Below are 19,470 nucleotides of genomic sequence, written 5' to 3'. Positions count from 1 at the left end.
TCGACGATGGCGTGAATGTGACACAACCATGGTCGGGCGCCGGTGGCTGGCGCCCGATTGTCGTTTGCGATCAGAGGGATCGCGCGGCGCCGCCATCGCAGCGCACAAGGCTGCCGGTGATATAGCTCGCCTGCTGGCTGCACAGGAAGGCGGCGGTCGCCGCGAACTCCTCCACCTTGCCGTATCGCCCGACCGGGATGGCCGCTTCCTTGGCGACGCGGATCTCGTCGATGCTCTTGCCCGTGCGCTTGGCGGCCGCGCCGTCGAGATCATCGAGCCGGCTCGTCAGGATGCTGCCGGGAAGCAGCAGGTTGGTGGTGATGCCGAAGCGGCCGATTTCGGTGGCCAGCGTCTTGCTCCAGCCGGCGAGCGCAGGGCGCAGCGTGTTGGAAAGCGCGAGATTGCCGATCGGCTCGATCACGCCCGAGGACGCAACCGTCAGGATGCGGCCCCATCCTTGTTGCTTCATGTCGGGAAGCAGCGCGTTGGTGAGCGTGATGACCCTGAGGACCATGGAGAAGAAATAGGTCTCCAGCCGCTCGGCCGTCATGTCCTCGGTGGTGCCGGGCGTCGGGCCGCCGGTATTGTTGATCAGGATATCCACGCCGCCGAGCTTGCTTTTGACGGCTGCCGTTGCCGTCTCGACGAAGTTCTCCTCCGAAAGATCGGCCCAGATCCAGTCGGCCTTGCCCTTGCCCTCGGCATTGATCGCCTTGCAGTTCGCCTCCAGCGTTTCGCCGCTGCGGCCGCACAAAAGCACATCGGCGCCCTCGCGCGCCAAGGCGACCGCGATGCCGTGGCCAAGCCCGCGCGACGATGCCAGCACGAGCGCGCGTTTGCCCTTGATGCCCAGATCCATTTTGAAGTCTCCTGTTGCTCGCTGCGTTTATACGGCGCGCGACGATCAAAAGGAAAGGTCGTCCATGGCAGGATCTGGCTCATTTATTGACGTTGACGTAAACGTCATGTAGTTCTTCTGTGAAGAGGAATATCATTGCGCGAAATGGGGTATTGGCTGTCGTTTCCCGGCTCGACAATCCCTCCGTGTTTTGCAAAGAGATACCTCATACACGGGGAATATGGCCGCAAAGCCGGCCGAGCGGAGAATGACGGATGACCGAAACGACTGAACTGCCCGAACGCGAAAGCATGGAATTCGACGTCGTGATTGTCGGCGGCGGTCCCGCCGGCCTTTCGGCTGCGATCCGGCTGAAGCAGGTCAATCCCGAGCTTTCCGTCGTCGTGCTGGAGAAGGGTGCGGAGGTCGGAGCGCATATCCTGTCGGGTGCCGTCGTCGATCCCATCGGCATCGATCGCCTGCTGCCTGACTGGCGTGAAGAGGCCGATCACCCGTTCAAGACCGAGGTCAAGGACGATCACTTCCTGCTGCTCGGTCCGGCCGGTTCCATCCGCCTGCCGAACTTCGCCATGCCGCCGCTGATGAACAATCACGGCAACTACATCGTCTCGCTCGGCAACGTCTGTCGCTGGCTGGCGGGCCACGCGGAAGCCTTGGGCGTCGAGATTTATCCGGGTTTCGCCGCAACCGAGGTGCTCTACAACGGGGAGGGCGCCGTCATCGGTGTCGCCACCGGCGACATGGGCATCGAGAAGAACGGCGAACCCGGCCCGAACTTCACGCGCGGCATGGAACTGCTCGGCAAATATACGCTGATCGGTGAAGGCGTGCGCGGCTCGCTTGCCAAGCAGCTAATATCAAAGTTCGACCTTCAAAAAGATCGCCAGCCCCAGAAATTCGGGATCGGCATCAAGGAACTCTGGCAGGTCAAGCCGGAGAACCACAGGCAGGGCCTCGTGCAGCACTCCTTCGGCTGGCCGCTCGGCATGAAGACCGGCGGCGGCTCGTTCCTCTATCATCTGGAAGACAACCTCGTGGCCGTCGGCTTCGTCGTCCATCTCAATTACAAGAACCCCTATCTCCATCCCTTCGAGGAATTCCAGCGCTTCAAGACGCATCCATCGATCCGCACCACCTTCGAGGGCGGCAAGCGTCTGTCCTATGGCGCGCGCGCCATCACCGAGGGCGGCTACCAGTCGGTGCCGAAGCTGACCTTCCCAGGCGGCGCCCTGATCGGCTGCTCGGCCGGCTTCGTCAACGTGCCCCGCATCAAGGGCAGCCACAACGCCGTATTGTCAGGCATGCTGGCGGCCGACAGGATCGCAGACGCCATTGCGGCAGGCCGCGCCAACGACGAGGTCATCGAGATCGAGAACGAATGGCGCGCAAGCGACATCGGCAAGGACCTGAAGAAGGTGCGCAACGTCAAGCCGCTGTGGTCGAGGTTCGGCACGGCCATTGGCGTGGCGCTCGGCGGTCTCGACATGTGGACCAACCAGCTCCTTGGCTTCTCCTTCTTCGGCACGCTCGGCCACGGCAAGACCGACGCCCAATCGCTGGAACCGGCCTCAAAGCACAAGCCGATCGACTACCCCAAGCCCGATGGCGTTCTGACCTTCGATCGTCTCTCCTCGGTGTTCCTGTCGAACACCAATCACGAGGAGAACGAGCCTGTGCATCTGAAGGTCAGGGACATGGCGCTGCAGAAGTCGTCGGAGCACGACATCTTCGCCGGTCCCTCGACGCGCTACTGTCCTGCCGGTGTCTACGAGTGGGTGGAGAAGGATGGCGAGGAGACCTACGTCATCAACGCTCAGAACTGCGTCCACTGCAAGACCTGCGACATCAAGGACCCCAACCAGAACATCAACTGGGTGCCGCCGCAGGGCGGCGAGGGGCCGGTTTATCCGAATATGTGAGGAATAGCCATGAGCGCTGCCCTTGCGATCAGGCAGGCGCGTTTGGAAGAATTGTCGCGCCTGTCGCATTCGCTCTGTACGATGATGCAGCTTGGCGTAACGGATGCGAGAAGCACCTCACAACCTCTTAACGAATGCGTGATCGAAGGCACACGCTTAGCGGTTCATTAACCATAATCTTATTAACCTCGGTCGCATCAACCGAACGTTAAGGAACTGCTTCGATGTCGCTTTCCCGCCGTGGTTTCGTTCTGGGCGTCTCCGCGCTTCTCGCCGGCTGCGCCTCGAGCGGTCCTGATCAACGCGCCAATTACGCGGCCCTTCCGGCCGAGAAGTTTCCGCTGCCGGCCATGCCGCTCGACAAGATCGATCCGGAGCTTCGCCGCCAGCAGGTCACCTACGCCTCCAGCTACAGCCCCGGCACCATCGTCATCGATACGCCGGCCCGCCGCCTCTATTACATTCTCGGCGACAACCAGGCGATGCGCTACGGCATCGGCGTCGGCCGGGAAGGGCTGGCATTCTCGGGTGGCGCCTATGTCGGACGCAAGGCGGAATGGCCGAGCTGGACACCCACCGAAAACATGCAGCGCCGCGAGGAGCGTTACCGCAAGCTCGCCGGCGGCATGCCTGGCGGGCCGAACAATCCGCTGGGCGCCCGCGCCATCTATCTCTATCGCGGCGGCAACGACACGCGTTTCCGCGTCCACGGCACCAACCAGCCTGAGTCGATCGGTCTTGCCATGTCGAGCGGCTGCATTCGCATGCTGAACCACGATGTCATCGATCTCTACGACCGGGTGCTGCCCGGCGCGCAGGTCATCGTCATCCAGGCGCAAACCGCCTGAGCAAGATGAGAACGGGGCCGACCGGCCCCGTTTTCGCGTTCAGAGCAATGTGCCGCTGAGGATCAACAGCGCCACCGAGAAGTAGATCACCAGCCCCGTCACGTCGACCAGCGTGGCGACGAAGGGTGCCGAGGCGCTGGCCGGGTCGAGCCTCAGTCTTTGCATCAGGAACGGCAGCATCGATCCGGCGACCGAGCCGAACGTCACGATGCCGATCAGCGCCGAGAAGACGGTGAAACCGACAAGGATCCAGTGCTCGCCATAATCATAGAGCCCGATGGTCTGCCACAGCACGATGCGGGAGAAACCGACCGCGCCGAGGATCGAGCCGAGCACCATGCCGGTCGGCAGTTCGCGCAGCAGCACTCGCCACCAGTCCGACAGCTTAAGCTCCCCGAGCGCCAGCGCCCGGATGATCAGGGACGTCGCCTGTGAACCGGAGTTGCCGCCGGAGCTCATGATCAGCGGCACGAACAGCGTCAGCACGATCGCCTTTTCCAGTTCGCCTTCGAAATACTGCATGGCGCTCGCCGTCAGCATTTCGCCGAGGAAGAGCGCGCAGAGCCAGCCAGCGCGCTTGCGCAGCATGCCGGCGAAGCTGATCGCCATATAGGGCTTTCCGAGCGCCTCCATGCCGCCGAACTTCTGCGCGTCTTCCGTCTGGTCGGCGATCATCGTGTCGATCACGTCGTCGACGGTGACGATGCCGAGCATGTGGCCGCTTTCGCCGATGACAGGCAGCGCCAGGAGGTTGTGCTTGCGGATCAGACGCGCCACGTCCTCCTGCGTCATCAGCGGATCGGCGATGACGATGCCGCCCTGTTGGGCGACGCTCAGCACCGAGGCCTGCGGCTCGCCGTTGATGAGGCGGCGCAGCGTCACGACGCTGGTCAGCGCCTGTGTCTCCACGTCGAGAACATAGATCGCATAGACGGTCTCGCGTGAACGCTCCACCTTGCGGACATGCTCCAGCGTCTTTTCGACTGTCCAGGTCGCCGGCACGCTGACGAATTCCGTCGTCATGATGCTGCCGGCCGTGCGCGGCGGGTAGCCCATGAGGTGCTGAACGGCGAGGCAGGTCGCGCGGTCGAGCTTGGAAAACAGGTGCGCCCGCGCATCGTCGTCCATTTCCTGGAACAGGTCGGCGACCCGATCGTTGGCGGTGGCGTTCAAAAGCCGCGCGGCCTGCTCGACCGGCATTTCGGTCAGCATCGCGGCGGCATGGTGCAGCTCCGGGCGTCCCAATATGCGGACGGCCTTCTGCTGCGGCAGCGTGGCGAGGATAGCCGCTGCTTCGGGAATTTCGAGCGCGTTAAGACGCTCGACGCGTTCAGCCGTGGTGATGGCACCGAGGCTGTCGCTGGCAAAGAAACGGGCGGCATGGCCTGCCCGCAGAGGGAAGCGATTGATGTTCATATAGCTCGCCTTTCCGTCGATCCGCCGCAGCGTCCGACGGGCGAGCCCGATCGATATCGGTCAGCGCACGAAGGCCGCGTACGGCAAAGGCAATCGACTACTACTGTCGCTTGGCATCGTGAGATGGCTCCGTTGATATCCGCTCGGAACGGGCGTTCCGTGCGTGAGGCAGTAGGTGGTCCCAAACGCTGAAAAAGTCAAGCGCCATAGGCGGTTGCGGCGAAAAAGCCGCGCGCCGCCGATTGTCAGTCGCGGCTGCGGCGATCGAGGCGTAGCGAGGCGGCGAAGACGATGAGACCGAGCACCGAAAGGAACGCGCCGACATAGCCGGTCGAAGCCGAGCCGTAGCCCCAGGCGATGACGAGGCCGCCAAGCCAGGCGCCGAGCGCGTTGGCGATGTTGAAGGCGGAGTGGTTGGAAGCGGCTGCAAGCGTCTGCGCGTCGGCGGCTACATCCATCAGGCGGGTCTGCAGCGCCGGGCCGGCCGCGAAGCCGCAGCCGATCAGGAAGACGCACAGCCCAAGCATGAACGGGTTGGAGGCTGTCAGCGAAAACAGCATCAGCACGAGAATGTTGAAGATCAGCGAGCCGCCGATCGTTCCCATGATCGACTTGTCGGCAAGCCAGGAGCCGACGACGTTGCCGGCGTTCATGCCGACGCCGAACAGCACCATCATGACAGCCACCATGCCGGGCTGCAGCATGGCGACACCGGTCGTCGTGTCGGCGATGTAGCTGAACATCGCGAACATGCCGCCATAGCCGACGGCCGCGATGGCGAGCGTGAGCAGCACCTGCGGGCGCTTGAAGGCGCCGAGTTCGCGCATGAAGCTCGCGCCCTCGGAGACTGTGTCGCGCGGCACGTAGTACCAGATCAGCGCCATGGTCACGAGGCCGATCACGCCGACGGCGGTGAAGGCAACACGCCAGTCGAGCGACTGGCCGAAGAAGGTGGCAAGCGGCGTGCCGAGCAGGGTGGCGATCGTCAGGCCCAGCATGACGCGGCCGACGGCGCGGGCGCGCTTGTGCACCGGCACCATCGTTGCGGCGACGATCGCCGCGACTCCGAAATAGGCACCATGCGGCAGGCCGGTGATGAAGCGCAGGACCGTAAAGCTCTCGAACGTCGGGGCCATGGCGCTCAGGATATTGCCGAGGGCGAAAATCCCCATCAGCAGCAGGAGCAGGGAACGGCGCGCCATCCTGGCGGCCAGCACGGCGATCACGGGAGCGCCGATCACGACGCCCAGAGCGTAGGCGCTGATCACATAGCCCGCCTGCGGTATCGTGACGGAAAACGTGCCCGCGACATTGGGGAGCAGGCCCATGATCGCGAATTCGCCGGTGCCGATCCCGAAGCCGCCGCAGGCAAGCGCCAGCTGAACCAGCGCGACCGCCATGGGCGATGGTGCCTCGGAGACGGGAATATCGGCGATGGAATCGTTTACGGCGACCTGGCTCAAGCGCGAGCTCCTTCGGACATGCAATGGCTTGGAACGGTCGCGCAACGCAGTGTCACTGCCGGACGAACAAGCGGAAAATGAGGGAGATGGAGCGCTCGCTCCAACACCTCATTAATTTACGATTTGTTGATAAGCGTCATGTGCATTTTACGCAGCGCAGCATCCCGCCACGCGCATACGTGCGGCATATTGGTTCAGGGCGTTGCATTGCGACGTCATTTGACGCGCCATCTGCTTGAAATAGCACGGACGGCAACCATGTCTAAGCAGCGCGTCAGCCGATGGACAATGGGAGCCCGATGAAGCTTATAGGTTTTTTCAACCGCGATGGCGGCACGTTTCGCACCACCGACATGGAAGCGTACGAGAAACATGCGGAACGGGTTTTCCGTGAAGCCGGCCATGATTTCGAGGCGGAGGTGTTTCCGGGCAAGGAGATCGTCCCGGCCATGGAGCGCGCTGCTCGCCGTGACGACATCGACGGCATCGTCGCCGGCGGCGGCGACGGCACCATATCGGCGGCCTCGTCCATCGCGTGGAAGAACGGCGTCGCGCTCGGCGTCATCCCCGCCGGCACCATGAATCTCTTCGCGCGATCGTTGCGCGTGCCGCTCGATATCTGGGAGGCGCTCGACGTTCTGGCATCGGGCGAGGTCGACCACGTCGATATCGCCAGCGCCAACGACCGCCCCTTCATCCACCAGTTCTCCACGGGCCTGCATGCGCGAATGGTCCGCTATCGCAATTCCTACACCTACCGTTCGAGGATCGGAAAAATGCGTGCCAGCACGCGCGCTGCCTTGGGCGTGGTGCTCAATCCGCCGGAGTTCGAGGTCGAGTTCGAGGCGATCGGCATCAAGGAGCGACGCAAGGTGTCAGCGGTGTCGGTGTCCAACAATCCCTTCGGCGAGAACGCGCTGCTTTACGCCGATACGCTGACATCGGGCGAACTTGGCTTCTACACCGCAAAACCGCTGAAGCCGTGGGGCGTGGCGCGTCTCGCCGTCGATCTCCTGCGCGGAAAGGTGCGGGAGAACGCCGACGTGATGATCATGCATCCGGCCGAAGTGCATCTGCACTTCCCAAAGCTGCATTCGAAGGCCAATTGCGTCATGGACGGCGAATTGTTGCCGCTTGCCCGCGACGTCGCGCTGAAACTGCATCCCGGCGAACTCAAGGTGCTCGTCAGGCAGGGCCTCGCCGCCCAGGTCAACGAAGCCGAACGTCGCGAACCGACGCCTTAAAGCCGCGGCAGATAGGTGCGGTAGTCGAAGTCGGAAACGGTACGGAGGTGCGTGATCGCCTCCTTCCGCTTCGTGTCGCCGTAGAGCTTCTGGTAGGCCTCGCCGAAGACATCCGCGATGAACGGCGACGCCCGAAACGTCTCGACCGCCGTCAGGAAGTCATGCGTCAGCTTGGTGGTGTTTTCGGGCACGTGCGACGGCGTCGTCTCTTCGCCGGGGTCGAGCTCGTTGTCGAGCCCCAGCAGCATGCCGCCCAGAATGGCCGCCAGCAGCAGGTAGGGATTGGCATCGGCGCCCGCGACGCGGTGTTCGATGCGGGCCGCCGGCCCGTTCCTGTCGGGAATACGGATCGCCGTGCCGCGATGCCCATAACCCCAGGTGAGGTCCACGGGCGCGAAGGAGCCGGGCTGGAAGCGGCGATAGGAGTTGGCGAAGGGCGCGAACACAAGCTGCGCATCGCGCATGCTCTGCAGCATTCCCGCGCAGACCGATTTCAGCTTCGTCGCCTCGCCACCATTGGCGTCGAGGATGTTGCGGCCCTCCCGGTCGACGATGCTCGCATGTACATGCAGGCCGGAGCCGGCGTGGTCCGAATAGGGTTTGGCCATGCAGGTGGATTTCAACCCGTGCTTTCGCGCCGCCTGTTCGACGATCCGCTTCAGGTAGATGCAGTCGTCGGCGGCCGCCAGCGCGTCGGCGCGGTGCAAAAGGTTGATCTCGAACTGGCCAGGCCCGAACTCCGCCGTCGTCGCATCCGCCGGCAGTCCCTGCGCTTTCGCATAGGCGCGCACCGTCTGCAGGTAATCGTCGAGCGCGTCGACGGCGCTCATGTCGTAGAGCTGGAAGCCGTTGGGATCGCCCTGATAGGTGAGGCTTGCCGGCGGCGTCGGCCGGCCGGTCTCCCTCCAGTCGGGCGCCACCACGTAGAATTCGAGTTCGGTGGCGACAACCGGGGTCAGTCCGCGCGCGGCGTAGCGGTCAAGCACCGATTGCAGGATGGCGCGGGGATCCATGAAGCTCGGCGTGCCGTCGAACTCATGCATGGTCGCGAGCACCTGGACCGAGCCCTCGGGAGCCCATGGCATGGGCGTCAGGCTGCGCCTGTCGGGAATGCATTGGCCGTCGGGATCGCCGATTGTCATCGAGAGGCCGGTGATCTCATCGTTGTCGTAACCCCAGATGTCCAGCGACTGGGTGGAGGAGGGCAGGCGGACCTCGCCGGCCCATACCTTCTTCTGCGCGTCCAGCGGGATCTGCTTGCCGCGCAGGTCGCCATTCATGCCGACCAGGAGGATTTCGATGCGCGGATCGCCATCCGCAGCTTTGCCGTGCATGTTGTCGCTCGCCATGATCTTGAAAATCCCCTCGGACAAGGCCAAGGTCGTAGCTCATTGGGAAGAGGCTTTCAATATCCGAGGGTGTTTAGCAAATCATGTCTGATACTTACGCGCGCTCCAATCTCGCCGCCATCGATGCCGCTCATCATCTGCATCCATTCTCCGACATGAAGAAGCTGAATGCGGATGGCACGCGCATCATACAGCGCGGCGAAGGCGTGCACGTCTGGGACAGTCACGGCCGCAAATATCTCGATGGTTTCGCCGGGCTTTGGTGCGTCAACGTCGGCTATGGCCGCAAGGAAATCACCGAGGCGGTGGCGCGGCAGATGAACGAGCTGCCCTATTACAACACCTTCTTCGGCACCACGACGACGCCGACGACGTTGCTTGCCGAAAAGATCACCGCCCATGCCGGCCCACGCTTCAACCATGTCTTCTTCACCGGTTCCGGTTCCGAGGCCAACGACACATGGTTCCGCATGGCGCGCGTTTACTGGAGCGCCATCGGCAAGCCGTCGAAGAAGATCGTGATCTCCCGCAAGAACGGCTATCACGGCTCGACCGTCGCTGGCGCCAGCCTCGGCGGCATGAAATACATGCACGAGCAGGGCGACCTGCCGATCGCCGGCATCGTCCATATCGGGCAGCCCTACTGGTATGGCGAAGGCGGAGATCTTTCTCCCGCCGAATTCGGCCTCAAGGTGGCACGTGAGCTTGAAGCGAAGATCGACGAACTCGGCGAGGACAACGTCGCCGCCTTCGTGGCCGAGCCGGTGCAGGGCGCGGGGGCGTGATCATCCCGCCGGAAACCTACTGGCCTGAGATCGCCCGCATCTGCAGGGCGCGCAACATCCTGCTCGTTGCCGATGAGGTGATCTGCGGTTTCGGCCGTCTCGGCGAATGGTTCGGCCATCAGTATTTCGGCGTCGAGCCGGATCTGGCGCCGATCGCCAAGGGCCTGTCTTCAGGCTATCTGCCGATCGGCGGCGTGCTGGTCAGCGACCGGGTCGCGGATGTGCTGATCAACGAGGTCGGCGATTTCAATCACGGCTTCACCTATTCCGGCCACCCCGTCTGTGCCGCCGCTGCTCTGGAGAACGTGAGGATCATCGAGGACGAGCGGCTGATCGAGCGCGTCCGCGACGATATCGGCCCTTACTTCGCAAAGGTCTGGAGCGCGCTCGGAGATCACGACCTCGTCGGTGAAGCCCAAAGCGTCGGCCTGATGGCGGCGTTGCAGCTCACCGCCGACAAGGAAACCCGCACCCGTTATGAAAAGCCCGACGCCGTTGGCACCCTCGTGCGCAATCATGCGCTCGCCAATGGGCTGATCCTGCGCGCCACTGGCGACCGCATGCTCGCATCCCCGCCGCTCATCATCAGCCGTGACGAGGTCGACGAGATGGGGCGCATCGCCAAGCTCGCCCTGGACGCGGCGTGGAAGGAACTGAAGGCTTGAGCAGGGTTACTTCGGGTAGATCCAGACATAGCTGAAGCCGACCTGATCCTCCGGCCGTCCCCGGTGATAGGGAATGGAGGTGCTTTTCACGTCGACCGAGCGGTATTGCTCGCCAAGGTTCTGCGCGATCCATTCGGCCAGCAAGGGGGGCAGTGCCGCTCCGCTGTCCTCGGTGCTCCACGCCAACAGTATCGGCCTGTCGGCCGTCCACTCATAGTCGATCTTCATGTTGTCGAAGAATCGCGACATAAGCGGCACCTGCGGCCATTGCAGATGGAGATTTCCAGCCTGCAGCCAGCCGTCGGTGACGACTAGGCCGGGTGTCTTGTTCTCTTCGGCCGATACCTTTGCGGCAAAGCTGCTATAGGGGACGTTGTAGGCCTCGTACCCCTTGAACAAGGTGGGCAGGTTCGGCCTGACGAGCAGCGCCGCCGGAATGGCGATCATCAGCACCAGCGGCACGACGAGGAAACGTCGCAAATGACTGTCCGGCCGCTGCCCGGCGGCCTGCATTTTCAAGCAGAAATAGATCGGCATGAGGAACAGGAAGGGCAGTAACCACCGATCCCGCAGCGAGGTCATGCCGATCGTGAGGATCAGGACCATTATCAGCAGCGCGATCGTGATGAACAGCACGCCGAAAAAGCGGGTCCATACCGTCACTGCGCGACCGCTTTGCCAGAATGAGCGGCCGAAGACGATCGCATAGATGATAGCGGTGGGCGCCATGATGATGACGATCAGGCGGAGGAACTTGAACGGTCCGTGCACCAGCTTCGCGAACGCGCCATCCGGAGCCTCCTGCTTCATGATCCCGAGCGTACGGCCGGACGCGATGTCTAGATTGTTGAGCAGCCAGAGGGCGTGTGGAAGAAAGATCAGCACGGCGAGCGCGATCGACAGCAGGAAGCGCCGATCCATGATCCGCGCGCGTCCTTGCGGATGCAGCCATACGGCGGGCATGGCGGCCACGGCGAGGAGCGTGAAATTATACTTCGACAGCATCCCCAGCCCGAGTGCGAGCCCCATGAAAGCATAGGAGCCGAGCGACGGCGATTTCAAAGTCTTGATCACGCCGTAGAGAAAGAGGTTGATGGTTAGAAGCTGTATGACGGTGTGAGTGAGGTCGCGTTGCGCCTCCCAGGACAGTTGCGGGATCGTCAGCAGCGAGAGTGTCGCGATCACCGCGTAGAGCTTGTCTTCGAGCAACTCGCGGGCGAGCTTGTAGTAGGTCAGGTAGACGAGGAAAAGCACCAGGTTCTTGGTCGCGGAGATGGTCGCCAGCGACAGGCCGAAGCACCAGACGACGACCGACTGCAGCCAGTTATAGAGCGGCGGCTGCGAATCGTAGCCGAGCGTCAGCCATTGCGAAACGAATGCCTGCTGCGCCTCGTCGAATCTGAGGCCGTGCGGCAGTATCAGGCGAACGGCGAATTGCAGGCAAAAATACCCGGCGATAAGCCAGATGACGGCATCCGGCTTCCGCGCCAGGAGGTTACGCATTCTCGTTCCCGTCGAAGATGCGCTGGACGATGTAGTTCGGCGAAACGTCGTCGCGATAGTAGGTCCGCGCGATCATTTCGGCCAGAATCCCCGTCGTGATCATCTGCACCGAGGACAGAAGAAGAACGACACCGACCATGAGCATCGGTCGGGCGCCGATATCGTTGCCCAGGATGAACTTGTCGAAGAAGAGATAGATCAGGATCAACGCGGACAAGGCGCCGAGGCCGAGACCGAGCGAGCCGAAGAAATGCCCCGGCCGCGCCTTGTAGCGCATGAAGAACATGACCGACAGCAGGTCGAGGATCACGCGGAATGTGCGCGAGATGCCGTATTTCGACTGGCCGTGCGCGCGCGCATGGTGCGTGACCGCCATCTCGCCGATGCGCGAGCTCGGCACGACGCCGGCGACCCATGCCGGAATGAAGCGGTGCATCTCGCCCATCAGCTTTACCTGCTTGATGACCGAAGTGCGGTAGATCTTGAGGCTGCAGCCGTAGTCGTGCAGCTTGACGCCGGTGATGCGGCCGATGAGATAATTCGCGCACCAGGAGGGGATCTTGCGCAAAAGCAGCCCGTCCTGGCGGTTCTTGCGCCAGCCGACGAGCAAGTCGAGCTCGCGGCGCTCGAGTTCGGAGACCATGTGCGGAATGTCGTTGGGATCGTTCTGAAGGTCGCCGTCCATGGTGGCGATCAGGCGGCCCGTGGCCGTGTCGATGCCGGCCTGCATGGCTGCGGTCTGGCCGAAATTGCGTTGCAGCGCCACGACGCGAAGCTCCAGGCCATCGCGGCCGATATGCTTGCGGGCGTTGACGAGCGTGGCGTCGGTGCTGCCGTCGTCCACCAGGATGAGCTCCCAGCGGTCGGGATACCGCGTCATTGCCGAGCAGATGCGGTCGACCAGCGGGCCGACGCTTTCTTCTTCGTTGAAGACGGGGACGACCAGCGATAGTTCGACCGGAGCAGCGGCGTCGATCGCGCCCGAAAGTGTTTCTGCCGTTGTCTGCAACACGTATTTCTCCTAAAACGCCGCCCAGTGGTGCCGCTCTTCTGTCGGCCGAAGGCAGGAAGCTAGTACATGAAGTCTCCGGTGGTTGCCAGCCGACAATCCTGGTTCGTACGCAATCGAATGCTGCTGCTGACAGTTTTGATCATCGCGGCCTATGCGATCTTCATCGAATGGTTCTGGGGCTGGTCGACCATCCTGCGGCAGTGGGCGGAGGTCGGGGCGCCGACGATCGTGGTGGCGCTGGCGCTGCTCACCAGCACTTACTTCCTGCGCACCTGGCGCATCTATGATTACTTCCCGCGTGAGACGCGCGGCCGGTTCCCGGCCCTCTTTCGCGTCACGCAAGTGCATAACCTCTTGAACATCATGCTGCCGTTTCGAACCGGCGAGACCAGCTTTCCGCTTCTGATGCGCACCGAATTCGGCATCCCTCTGGCGCGCGGCACGGCGGCGCTGCTTGTCATGCGTCTTCTCGATCTTCATGCGCTCTTCGCCGCCGCGGGCATCGGCTTCGCCATCGCTTCGTCGGACAAGGTATTGGCATGGCTTCTCTGGGCTGCTTTTCTGCTGATGCCGGTGGTAGCGTTTGCGGCGCGCAAGCCGCTCGTTCGGCTTGCGGCGAAACTCCTGCCGTTGAAACTGCAACACCTCGTCGCCGAGATCGAAAACGGGTTGCCCGCGAACGCGCCTGCCTTCGCGCGCGCCTGGGGCATGACCGTCATCAACTGGCTGGTGAAGGTGCTGGTGCTTGCCTGGGCGCTGCGGCTGATGGGCGTCGTGCCCGCCGCCGCGAGCTTCGGCGGCGCGCTTGGCGGTGAGCTGTCGTCGGTGCTGCCTATGCATGCGCCAGGTGGTGTCGGCACCTATCCGGCGGGCATCACGGCGGGCGCCGTTGCCTTCGGCGCATCGAGCGACGCCGCGGATCTCGCGGCGCTCGCCCGCGCAAGCATCAATGCCCATCTGCTGATCATCGTGTCCGCCCTCACGGGAACGGCGATCTCCCTGCCGTTCGGTCGTCGCCGCGCTTCGTGAGGCAAGCGAGGCGGCCTATTGGAAGGCCGTCTCGAAGAAGCTTCTGAGTTTGCGCGAATGCAGCGTTTCCGGCGGCATGGCCGCAAGCTTCTGCACGGCGCGGATACCGATCTGCAGATGCTGGTTGACCTGCGTGCGATAAAACGCCGTCGCCATCCCCGGCAGCTTCAATTCGCCATGCAGCGGCTTGTCGGACACGCACAGCAGCGTGCCGTAAGGCACCCTGAAGCGGAAGCCATTGGCGGCGATCGTCGCCGATTCCATGTCGAGTGCGATGGCGCGCGCCTGTGACAGCCGCTTCACCGGCCCGCGCTGGTCGCGCAGTTCCCAGTTGCGGTTGTCGATCGTGCCGACGGTACCGGTGCGCATGATGCGCTTGAGCTCGAAGCCTTCGTAGCCGGTGATCTCGGCGACGGCTGCCTCCAGCGCCACCTGCACTTCGGCCAGCGCCGGGATCGGCACCCACACAGGCAGGTCGTCGTCGAGAACGTGGTCCTCGCGCATATAGGCATGCGCCAGCACGTAGTCGCCCAATCGCTGGCTGTTGCGCAGGCCGGCGCAATGGCCGAGCATCAGCCACGCATGCGGACGCAGTACCGCCACGTGGTCGGTGATCGTCTTGGCGTTGGACGGGCCGACGCCGATATTGATCATGGTGATCCCGGCGTGCCCCTTCTTCTTCAAATGATAGGCCGGCATCTGCGGCAGCCGCGAGAGTGTCGCGTCCGTTTCCGGCGTGCTGGAGCCGGCATGGGTGACGATGTTGCCGGGCTCGACGAAGCAGGTATAGCCATCGCCGCCATCGGCCATCAGCTTGCGCGCCCAGGCGCAGAATTCGTCTATGTAGAACTGGTAGTTCGTGAACAGCACGAAGTTCTGGAAGTGCTGCGCGCCGGTGGCCGTGTAGTGCGACAGCCGCGCCAGCGAATAGTCGATGCGCTGCGCCGTGAACGGCGCAAGAGGCGAGGGCTCGCCCGGCGGCGGGATATACTCGCCGTTGGCGATCTCGTCGTCGGTGGTGTTGAGGTCGGGCGTGTCGAACAGGTCACGCATCGGCACGTCGACGAAGGCCGACGCCGAAGCCTCGACATGGGCCCCTTCGCCAAAGGCGAAATGCAGCGGGATCGGCGTGGTCGATTCGGAAACGACGACGGGCACATTGTGATTGCGCATCAGGTGCCCGAGCTGTTCCTTCAGGTAGTGCCGGAAGAGCGATGGCCGGGTGATCGTCGTCGTGTAGATGCCGGGGGCCGTGACGTGGCCATAGGAGAGGCGCGTGTCGATATGTCCGAAGCTGGTCGTCTCGATGCTCACTTGCGGATAAAACGCCCGGTAGCGCGAGGTGATCGGCGCGCCCTGCGCCAGCTCCTTGAAGTGCTCGATCAGGAAGGTGGTGTTGCGCTCGTAAAGCTCGGTCAGCGCTTCGACGGCCTTGATGGGATCGTCGAAACTTTGCGGCTTGAAGGGGCTCGGAGACGAGACGTCGAGGGGGGCAGAAGGAGAGATTCGGTTGCTCATGAGGCATTATAGTACGTCGTTCTTAACAAGCAAACGACGCGTGCATGACCTCGATGACTTGCATCACCGGCAACCGGAATCGGTGGCTGCCGGCCGCGATGGCGTCAGTTGACGCTGGTGCAGATCGGGTTGGTTCTGTCGACGCAGGTGTAGTTCGCACCGAAATGCGACTGCGCGCCGCTACCGGCGTTGTGGGTGACGGCGGCGGAGAACGAGAAGGCGAAGATCGCTGCGAACAGCGTGATGATGGTGAAGCGTCTTGCCATGATAAGCACGTCCGTATCCTTGCCCATGGGCCATGTCCCGAATGTCATCTGTGCGCTTCGTGCCGATTGCGACGCAGTGCGCTTTTGAATGACACCGTTTTGCCATGGTCAGGCTGAACCGATGCTGAGATCGAGGTTCATCCGCCGTTCATGAAGCCGGCCCTGAAACGTGCCGGACCGGAAAGGACGCGGGAGATGCGCCCGGTGGCGCGGGCGCATCGGGTACCGTCCTACAGGCGTGTCCAGGTCTGCGACTTGCAGAGCACGGCCAGTACGCAGCCCTTCATCTTCAGCGAGTTGCCGGAAACCGTGCCCGAACCACTATAGGTCTTGTCGTTGCTCGGGTCGGTGATCTCACCATTGTAGGTGCCGTCCTTGCCCGACAGCGTGCCGATCTTGCGCCCGGCATACTTGCCCGTCTTCAGTGTGATGCAGTAGCTGCCGCCGCATGACGCGATCACCGCCGTGTCGCCCGCCACCGTCTTCCAGTTGCCTGCTATGGGCTCCTCGGCATAGGCAAGCGTCGCGGAAAGCGCCAGCGCGCTCGCCAGAATGAGACTGCGGATCATCTTGTTCCTCCCTGATGTCCTGAGGTTGTGGACGATATCTTACGCGAACGTAAAGGTAAATATTCGCGTTCCCACCTTTGGAAAACCGTGCGTTTGCGGCTGTGAATTGGCGTGTGTTTTCATTTTGCCGCTGATTTCATGGTGAATGAAGGGTTGATTTTCAAATCTGAATTTTCTCTTAAGCAAACGCCGGAATCCTTAATGAGCAGGCGATCCGATGTTTAACAAAAACCCAATTTTACCAAGCGTTTGCACTTTGTTTGTCTCAAATTAATCATGCATTTTAGGCGTTTTTTGAAGCCCGTTTGGCATAGTGGAGCCATCAAACGAGCGGGGCAAACCCGCCGAACCGAAGAGACCGAACGCCGCGTTAGACGGCAAGGCTCCGAGGTAAAAACAGGGTAAGTCGATAACAGGCTAAACAGGGATAAAACCGATGGCACGCTTTGAAATGCACAATGCTGAAATGGCCACCATGGGTGGCGAAAACAACGCCGATGTCTTCTGCGAAATGGGTCTGATGTACGCGACAGGTCGCGGATGCTCCGTTGACCTCGTTGCGGCCCACAAGTGGCTGAACATCGCCGCCATCAAGGGCCACGATCGCGCCGCCGAACTGCGTGCCGATGTCGCCGCCACCATGGACAAGATGCAGCTTGTCGAGGCGCTGCGCGCCGCCCGCGAATGGATGACGGTGCATTGATGCATGTCGCGCAAAAAGGTGCAGCGGTTTTGCGGCACCGACATGCGACAGGCAAGCGATCGTCATCGCGAACAATTCAACAAGAACAATAACCTCGAAGAGGGAACGGCAAAGCGCCAATTTAGCGCCATGCCACGATATCGAACCGCGACCGGCAGGGAACAAGGCCGGCGCGGTTCTTGTCGTTGCTTCAGCCGATCGATTTCAGGACTTCAGGCAACGCCGCCTCGAACAGGTCCATATCGGCGGCCGGACCGACGCTGACGCGAATGCAGCGGTTGAGCGGAGCCACCCCCGGCATGCGGATGAACACGCCGTGCTGCATCAGCCCATCGACGATCGCCCGCGCATGGGTGCCGTCACGACCGGCGTCGATGGCGACGAAATTGGTGGCCGACGGCAGCGCCCGCAGACCATTGGCATCGGCGATGCCGGCAATCCGCTCCCGCGCGGCATGGATCTTCGCGACGACCTCCAGGAGATGGTTCTGATCCTTCAGCGCGGCGATCGCACCGGCAACGGCCATCCGGTTCATGCCGAAATGGTTGCGGATCTTGTCGAAGGCGAGTGCCGTCCCGGGTGTCGAGATCGCGTAGCCGACGCGGGCGCCGGCAAGGCCGTAGGCCTTCGAGAAGGTGCGTGTCCTGATCACGTTGGGCAGATCGATCAGGGAGGCGATCGACGGCAGCGCGCTCGCCGGGCCAGTTTCGCTATAGGCCTCGTCGAGGACAAGCAGCGTTGTCTCGGGAATGGCGCGGGCAAAGGCCACCACGCGGTCGGCATCCCACCAGCTGCCCATCGGGTTGTCGGGGTTGGCGAAGTAGACCAACGGCGGATTTTCGCGCTTCACCGCATCCAGCAATCCGTCCAGGTCTTCGTGATCATTCACATAGGGAACGGTGACCAGCCGGCCGCCGAAGCCCGCCACATGGAAGTTGAAGGTCGGATAGCCGCCGAGCGACGTGACGACGGGCGCGCCGGGTTCGATCACCATGCGAACGATCTGCCCGAGAAGCTCGTCGATGCCGCCGCCGATCGCGATGTTGGCGGCGCTGGTGCCGAGATGGGCGGCAAGTGCTTGTTTCAGCTCATGATTCTCGGGATCGCTGTATTTCCAGATATCGCCGCCCGCGTCGCGCATCGCCGCCAGCACCGATGGAGCGGGGCCAAAGCCGTTTTCGTTGGCGCCAATCCTTGCCTTGACGGTCAGGCCGCGCTGGCGCTCGATGGCCTCAGGGCCGACAAAGGGAACGGTGGAGGGCAGGGCGCTGACAAGCGGTGTGAAGCGCGAGAAGGCAGACATTCGAGGGCATTTCCCAAGGCTATGAAAATCGCGCCAACAATAGGCGCTGACGAAGCCAAGGCAAGGACGATTATTCCGCGAAAAGCCCGACTACATGCTGATCGTGCGGCTCGCGCTGATCGCTTCCATGTTGCCGATCATGAAGTCGGCGCGGACGACGCGGCGCAGCACGTCGGGTTCGATCGTATTGATGAAGCGCACATGCAGGCGCTCGTTGCGCCGGGAAACCTCGGCGCAGCCGATGCGGTAGGCAAGCCCGAGAATGTTGAGATAGTAGTGCTTGGGAAGGCCGGTCGCCGACGAGACGAGAAGCGTGGCGCCGCCGCGCGAGATGTCGATGATCTCGCCGCTGCGCACGGAAATACCCGTCAGGCAGGGGCGCACAGCCACGATACGGGCCGGACGGCGCACATTGAACTGCTCCCACCGGGTCTCGTAGATTTCCGATTTCACCGTCGTGAGGTGTGTGTAGTTGAGCATCGACATCGCAGGCACACTCCCAAAAATCAGAAAAATCCTAGTCTTTCCAACGGAGCGTCACATGAATGCTTTGCGCAATCATCAACGAAGCCACTACAATTCTAATGAATGAGAATTTAACTGAGGGCGCGGACGGCAAAAAATCCGCCGGCAGCCGTCATCGCGGTGATGAAGCCGCCCCAGACGAGGTCGACGATGCTCATCAGCGGCGGCCAGTTCTTCAGTGTGGCGAGGTTCGTCACGTCGTAGGTTCCGTAGGCTGCCAGCCCCAGAATCAGGCCGTAGATGACGGCGGTCCAGGCGGAGCCGGACGTGATCGCGGGATAGACCGCCAGCACCACCACGGCGACGGCGAAGAACAGATAGAAGATCGCAGCGATTCCGAGGTTCGGCGACGGCAACATGAGGTCGCCCAGCTGGTCGCGATAGAATGTACGGGCAACGATGCCAAGCCATATGGCATCGAGCACGAGCAGGGTACCCAGTGAACCGGCATAGGCGACGAGAGCTGTTTTCATGATCATGTCCCTGATGTTTGC

At 62.4% G+C, this 19,470-nt stretch carries 18 protein-coding genes and 1 pseudogene; 7 read left to right on the top strand and 12 right to left on the bottom strand.

Going from position 1 to position 19,470, the window contains the following annotated elements; genetic code table 11:
• Positions 1 to 70 precede the first annotated feature (70 nt).
• The gene (locus P3R82_RS19405; RefSeq protein WP_283194950.1) at positions 71 to 859 is read right to left on the bottom strand and encodes an SDR family oxidoreductase; all 789 of its coding nucleotides are present in this window, start codon (positions 857 to 859) and stop codon (positions 71 to 73) included.
• A 254-nt stretch (positions 860 to 1,113) separates the two neighbouring features.
• On the opposite strand from P3R82_RS19405, the gene P3R82_RS19400 reads away from it, so the two are divergent.
• The 3 genes from P3R82_RS19400 to P3R82_RS19390 are packed head-to-tail and all read left to right on the top strand — an operon-like array spanning position 1,114 to position 3,626.
• Complete coding sequence (locus P3R82_RS19400; protein ID WP_283194949.1) at positions 1,114 to 2,778, top strand: electron transfer flavoprotein-ubiquinone oxidoreductase; 1,665 nt, start codon at positions 1,114 to 1,116, stop codon at positions 2,776 to 2,778.
• A 9-nt stretch (positions 2,779 to 2,787) separates the two neighbouring features.
• The gene (locus tag P3R82_RS19395; RefSeq protein WP_283194948.1) at positions 2,788 to 2,949 is read left to right on the top strand and encodes a hypothetical protein; all 162 of its coding nucleotides are present in this window, start codon (positions 2,788 to 2,790) and stop codon (positions 2,947 to 2,949) included.
• Positions 2,950 to 3,002: 53 nt separating this feature from the next.
• Positions 3,003 to 3,626, top strand: coding sequence for a L,D-transpeptidase (locus P3R82_RS19390; RefSeq protein ID WP_283194947.1), 624 nt, complete (start codon positions 3,003 to 3,005; stop codon positions 3,624 to 3,626).
• Between the two features lie 39 nt (positions 3,627 to 3,665).
• Here the strand turns inward: P3R82_RS19390 and mgtE are convergent, their stop codons facing one another.
• Positions 3,666 to 5,042: a magnesium transporter gene (gene mgtE / locus P3R82_RS19385; protein ID WP_283194946.1), complete on the bottom strand. Its 1,377-nt coding sequence runs from the start codon at positions 5,040 to 5,042 to the stop codon at positions 3,666 to 3,668.
• 245 nt (positions 5,043 to 5,287) lie between these two features.
• Positions 5,288 to 6,505 carry an MFS transporter gene (locus P3R82_RS19380; RefSeq protein WP_283194945.1) on the bottom strand — a complete coding sequence of 406 codons (1,218 nt, stop codon included), beginning with the start codon at positions 6,503 to 6,505 and terminating at the stop codon, positions 5,288 to 5,290.
• Between the two features lie 299 nt (positions 6,506 to 6,804).
• Between P3R82_RS19380 and P3R82_RS19375 the strand changes: the two genes are divergently transcribed.
• Positions 6,805 to 7,749: a diacylglycerol kinase family protein gene (locus P3R82_RS19375; RefSeq protein ID WP_283194944.1), complete on the top strand. Its 945-nt coding sequence runs from the start codon at positions 6,805 to 6,807 to the stop codon at positions 7,747 to 7,749.
• Here P3R82_RS19375 and P3R82_RS19370 read toward each other — a convergent pair.
• Positions 7,746 to 9,098 (bottom strand): glutamine synthetase family protein, encoded by a 1,353-nt coding sequence (locus P3R82_RS19370; RefSeq protein ID WP_283196379.1) that lies wholly within the window; start codon positions 9,096 to 9,098, stop codon positions 7,746 to 7,748. The genes P3R82_RS19375 and P3R82_RS19370 overlap by 4 nt on opposite strands.
• 83 nt (positions 9,099 to 9,181) lie before the next feature.
• Here P3R82_RS19370 and P3R82_RS19365 point away from each other — a divergent pair.
• Positions 9,182 to 10,548: pseudogene (locus P3R82_RS19365) on the top strand (aspartate aminotransferase family protein).
• 6 nt (positions 10,549 to 10,554) lie between these two features.
• Here the strand turns inward: P3R82_RS19365 and P3R82_RS19360 are convergent.
• Both P3R82_RS19360 and P3R82_RS19355 read right to left on the bottom strand, forming a co-directional pair.
• A complete protein-coding gene (locus P3R82_RS19360) occupies positions 10,555 to 12,051 on the bottom strand; it encodes a glycosyltransferase family 39 protein (protein WP_283194943.1) in 1,497 nt (498 codons plus the stop codon).
• Positions 12,044 to 13,060, bottom strand: coding sequence for a glycosyltransferase family 2 protein (locus P3R82_RS19355; RefSeq protein WP_183899880.1), 1,017 nt, complete (start codon positions 13,058 to 13,060; stop codon positions 12,044 to 12,046). The genes P3R82_RS19360 and P3R82_RS19355 overlap by 8 nt, the downstream gene beginning before the upstream one ends.
• A 69-nt stretch (positions 13,061 to 13,129) precedes the next feature.
• Here P3R82_RS19355 and P3R82_RS19350 point away from each other — a divergent pair, with 69 nt between their 5' ends.
• Positions 13,130 to 14,092 (top strand): lysylphosphatidylglycerol synthase transmembrane domain-containing protein, encoded by a 963-nt coding sequence (locus tag P3R82_RS19350; protein WP_283194942.1) that lies wholly within the window; start codon positions 13,130 to 13,132, stop codon positions 14,090 to 14,092.
• 15 nt (positions 14,093 to 14,107) lie between these two features.
• On the opposite strand, the gene amn is transcribed toward P3R82_RS19350, so the two are convergent.
• The 3 genes from amn to P3R82_RS19335 form a co-directional block, all read right to left on the bottom strand.
• The gene (amn, locus tag P3R82_RS19345; RefSeq protein WP_018898839.1) at positions 14,108 to 15,610 is read right to left on the bottom strand and encodes an AMP nucleosidase; all 1,503 of its coding nucleotides are present in this window, start codon (positions 15,608 to 15,610) and stop codon (positions 14,108 to 14,110) included.
• Positions 15,611 to 15,714: 104 nt separating this feature from the next.
• Positions 15,715 to 15,903, bottom strand: a complete 189-nt coding sequence (locus P3R82_RS19340; RefSeq protein ID WP_183899474.1) for a hypothetical protein — start codon at positions 15,901 to 15,903, stop codon at positions 15,715 to 15,717.
• A 203-nt stretch (positions 15,904 to 16,106) separates the two neighbouring features.
• The gene (locus tag P3R82_RS19335; protein ID WP_183899475.1) at positions 16,107 to 16,445 is read right to left on the bottom strand and encodes a DUF2147 domain-containing protein; all 339 of its coding nucleotides are present in this window, start codon (positions 16,443 to 16,445) and stop codon (positions 16,107 to 16,109) included.
• Between the two features lie 436 nt (positions 16,446 to 16,881).
• Between P3R82_RS19335 and P3R82_RS19330 the strand changes: the two genes are divergently transcribed.
• The gene (locus P3R82_RS19330; RefSeq protein WP_183899476.1) at positions 16,882 to 17,148 is read left to right on the top strand and encodes a sel1 repeat family protein; all 267 of its coding nucleotides are present in this window, start codon (positions 16,882 to 16,884) and stop codon (positions 17,146 to 17,148) included.
• Between the two features lie 190 nt (positions 17,149 to 17,338).
• Here P3R82_RS19330 and P3R82_RS19325 read toward each other — a convergent pair whose 3' ends face one another.
• The 3 genes from P3R82_RS19325 to P3R82_RS19315 all read right to left on the bottom strand — a co-directional run bounded on the left by P3R82_RS19325 (position 17,339) and on the right by P3R82_RS19315 (position 19,449).
• Positions 17,339 to 18,451, bottom strand: coding sequence for a pyridoxal phosphate-dependent aminotransferase (locus P3R82_RS19325; RefSeq protein ID WP_283194941.1), 1,113 nt, complete (start codon positions 18,449 to 18,451; stop codon positions 17,339 to 17,341).
• A 90-nt stretch (positions 18,452 to 18,541) separates the two neighbouring features.
• Entirely contained in the window at positions 18,542 to 18,937 is a 396-nt protein-coding gene (locus P3R82_RS19320; protein ID WP_183899478.1) for a PilZ domain-containing protein, read from the bottom strand.
• A 110-nt stretch (positions 18,938 to 19,047) separates the two neighbouring features.
• Positions 19,048 to 19,449, bottom strand: a complete 402-nt coding sequence (locus tag P3R82_RS19315; protein WP_183899479.1) for a DUF2177 family protein — start codon at positions 19,447 to 19,449, stop codon at positions 19,048 to 19,050.
• Between the last annotated feature and the right edge of the window lie 21 nt (positions 19,450 to 19,470).

It is taken from the genome of Rhizobium sp. AN80A, assembly GCF_030053015.1.
In the GTDB taxonomy this organism is placed as follows: Bacteria; Pseudomonadota; Alphaproteobacteria; order Rhizobiales; family Rhizobiaceae; genus Rhizobium; species Rhizobium metallidurans.
This window is presented reverse-complemented; position numbering and strand designations above follow the sequence as displayed.

What these genes read in the sequence shown, in the direction of transcription:
- P3R82_RS19405 (WP_283194950.1), bottom strand. Translation starts at nt 859, where the DNA reads ATGGATCTGGGCATCAAGGGCAAACGCGCGCTCGTGCTGGCATCGTCG.
- P3R82_RS19400 (WP_283194949.1), top strand. Translation starts at nt 1,114, where the DNA reads ATGACCGAAACGACTGAACTGCCCGAACGCGAAAGCATGGAATTCGAC.
- P3R82_RS19395 (WP_283194948.1), top strand. Translation starts at nt 2,788, where the DNA reads ATGAGCGCTGCCCTTGCGATCAGGCAGGCGCGTTTGGAAGAATTGTCG.
- P3R82_RS19390 (WP_283194947.1), top strand. Translation starts at nt 3,003, where the DNA reads ATGTCGCTTTCCCGCCGTGGTTTCGTTCTGGGCGTCTCCGCGCTTCTC.
- mgtE (WP_283194946.1), bottom strand. Translation starts at nt 5,042, where the DNA reads ATGAACATCAATCGCTTCCCTCTGCGGGCAGGCCATGCCGCCCGTTTC.
- P3R82_RS19375 (WP_283194944.1), top strand. Translation starts at nt 6,805, where the DNA reads ATGAAGCTTATAGGTTTTTTCAACCGCGATGGCGGCACGTTTCGCACC.
- P3R82_RS19370 (WP_283196379.1), bottom strand. Translation starts at nt 9,098, where the DNA reads ATGGCGAGCGACAACATGCACGGCAAAGCTGCGGATGGCGATCCGCGC.
- P3R82_RS19360 (WP_283194943.1), bottom strand. Translation starts at nt 12,051, where the DNA reads ATGCGTAACCTCCTGGCGCGGAAGCCGGATGCCGTCATCTGGCTTATC.
- P3R82_RS19350 (WP_283194942.1), top strand. Translation starts at nt 13,130, where the DNA reads ATGAAGTCTCCGGTGGTTGCCAGCCGACAATCCTGGTTCGTACGCAAT.
- amn (WP_018898839.1), bottom strand. Translation starts at nt 15,610, where the DNA reads ATGAGCAACCGAATCTCTCCTTCTGCCCCCCTCGACGTCTCGTCTCCG.
- P3R82_RS19340 (WP_183899474.1), bottom strand. Translation starts at nt 15,903, where the DNA reads ATGGGCAAGGATACGGACGTGCTTATCATGGCAAGACGCTTCACCATC.
- P3R82_RS19335 (WP_183899475.1), bottom strand. Translation starts at nt 16,445, where the DNA reads ATGATCCGCAGTCTCATTCTGGCGAGCGCGCTGGCGCTTTCCGCGACG.
- P3R82_RS19330 (WP_183899476.1), top strand. Translation starts at nt 16,882, where the DNA reads ATGGCACGCTTTGAAATGCACAATGCTGAAATGGCCACCATGGGTGGC.
- P3R82_RS19325 (WP_283194941.1), bottom strand. Translation starts at nt 18,451, where the DNA reads ATGTCTGCCTTCTCGCGCTTCACACCGCTTGTCAGCGCCCTGCCCTCC.
- P3R82_RS19320 (WP_183899478.1), bottom strand. Translation starts at nt 18,937, where the DNA reads ATGTCGATGCTCAACTACACACACCTCACGACGGTGAAATCGGAAATC.
- P3R82_RS19315 (WP_183899479.1), bottom strand. Translation starts at nt 19,449, where the DNA reads ATGAAAACAGCTCTCGTCGCCTATGCCGGTTCACTGGGTACCCTGCTC.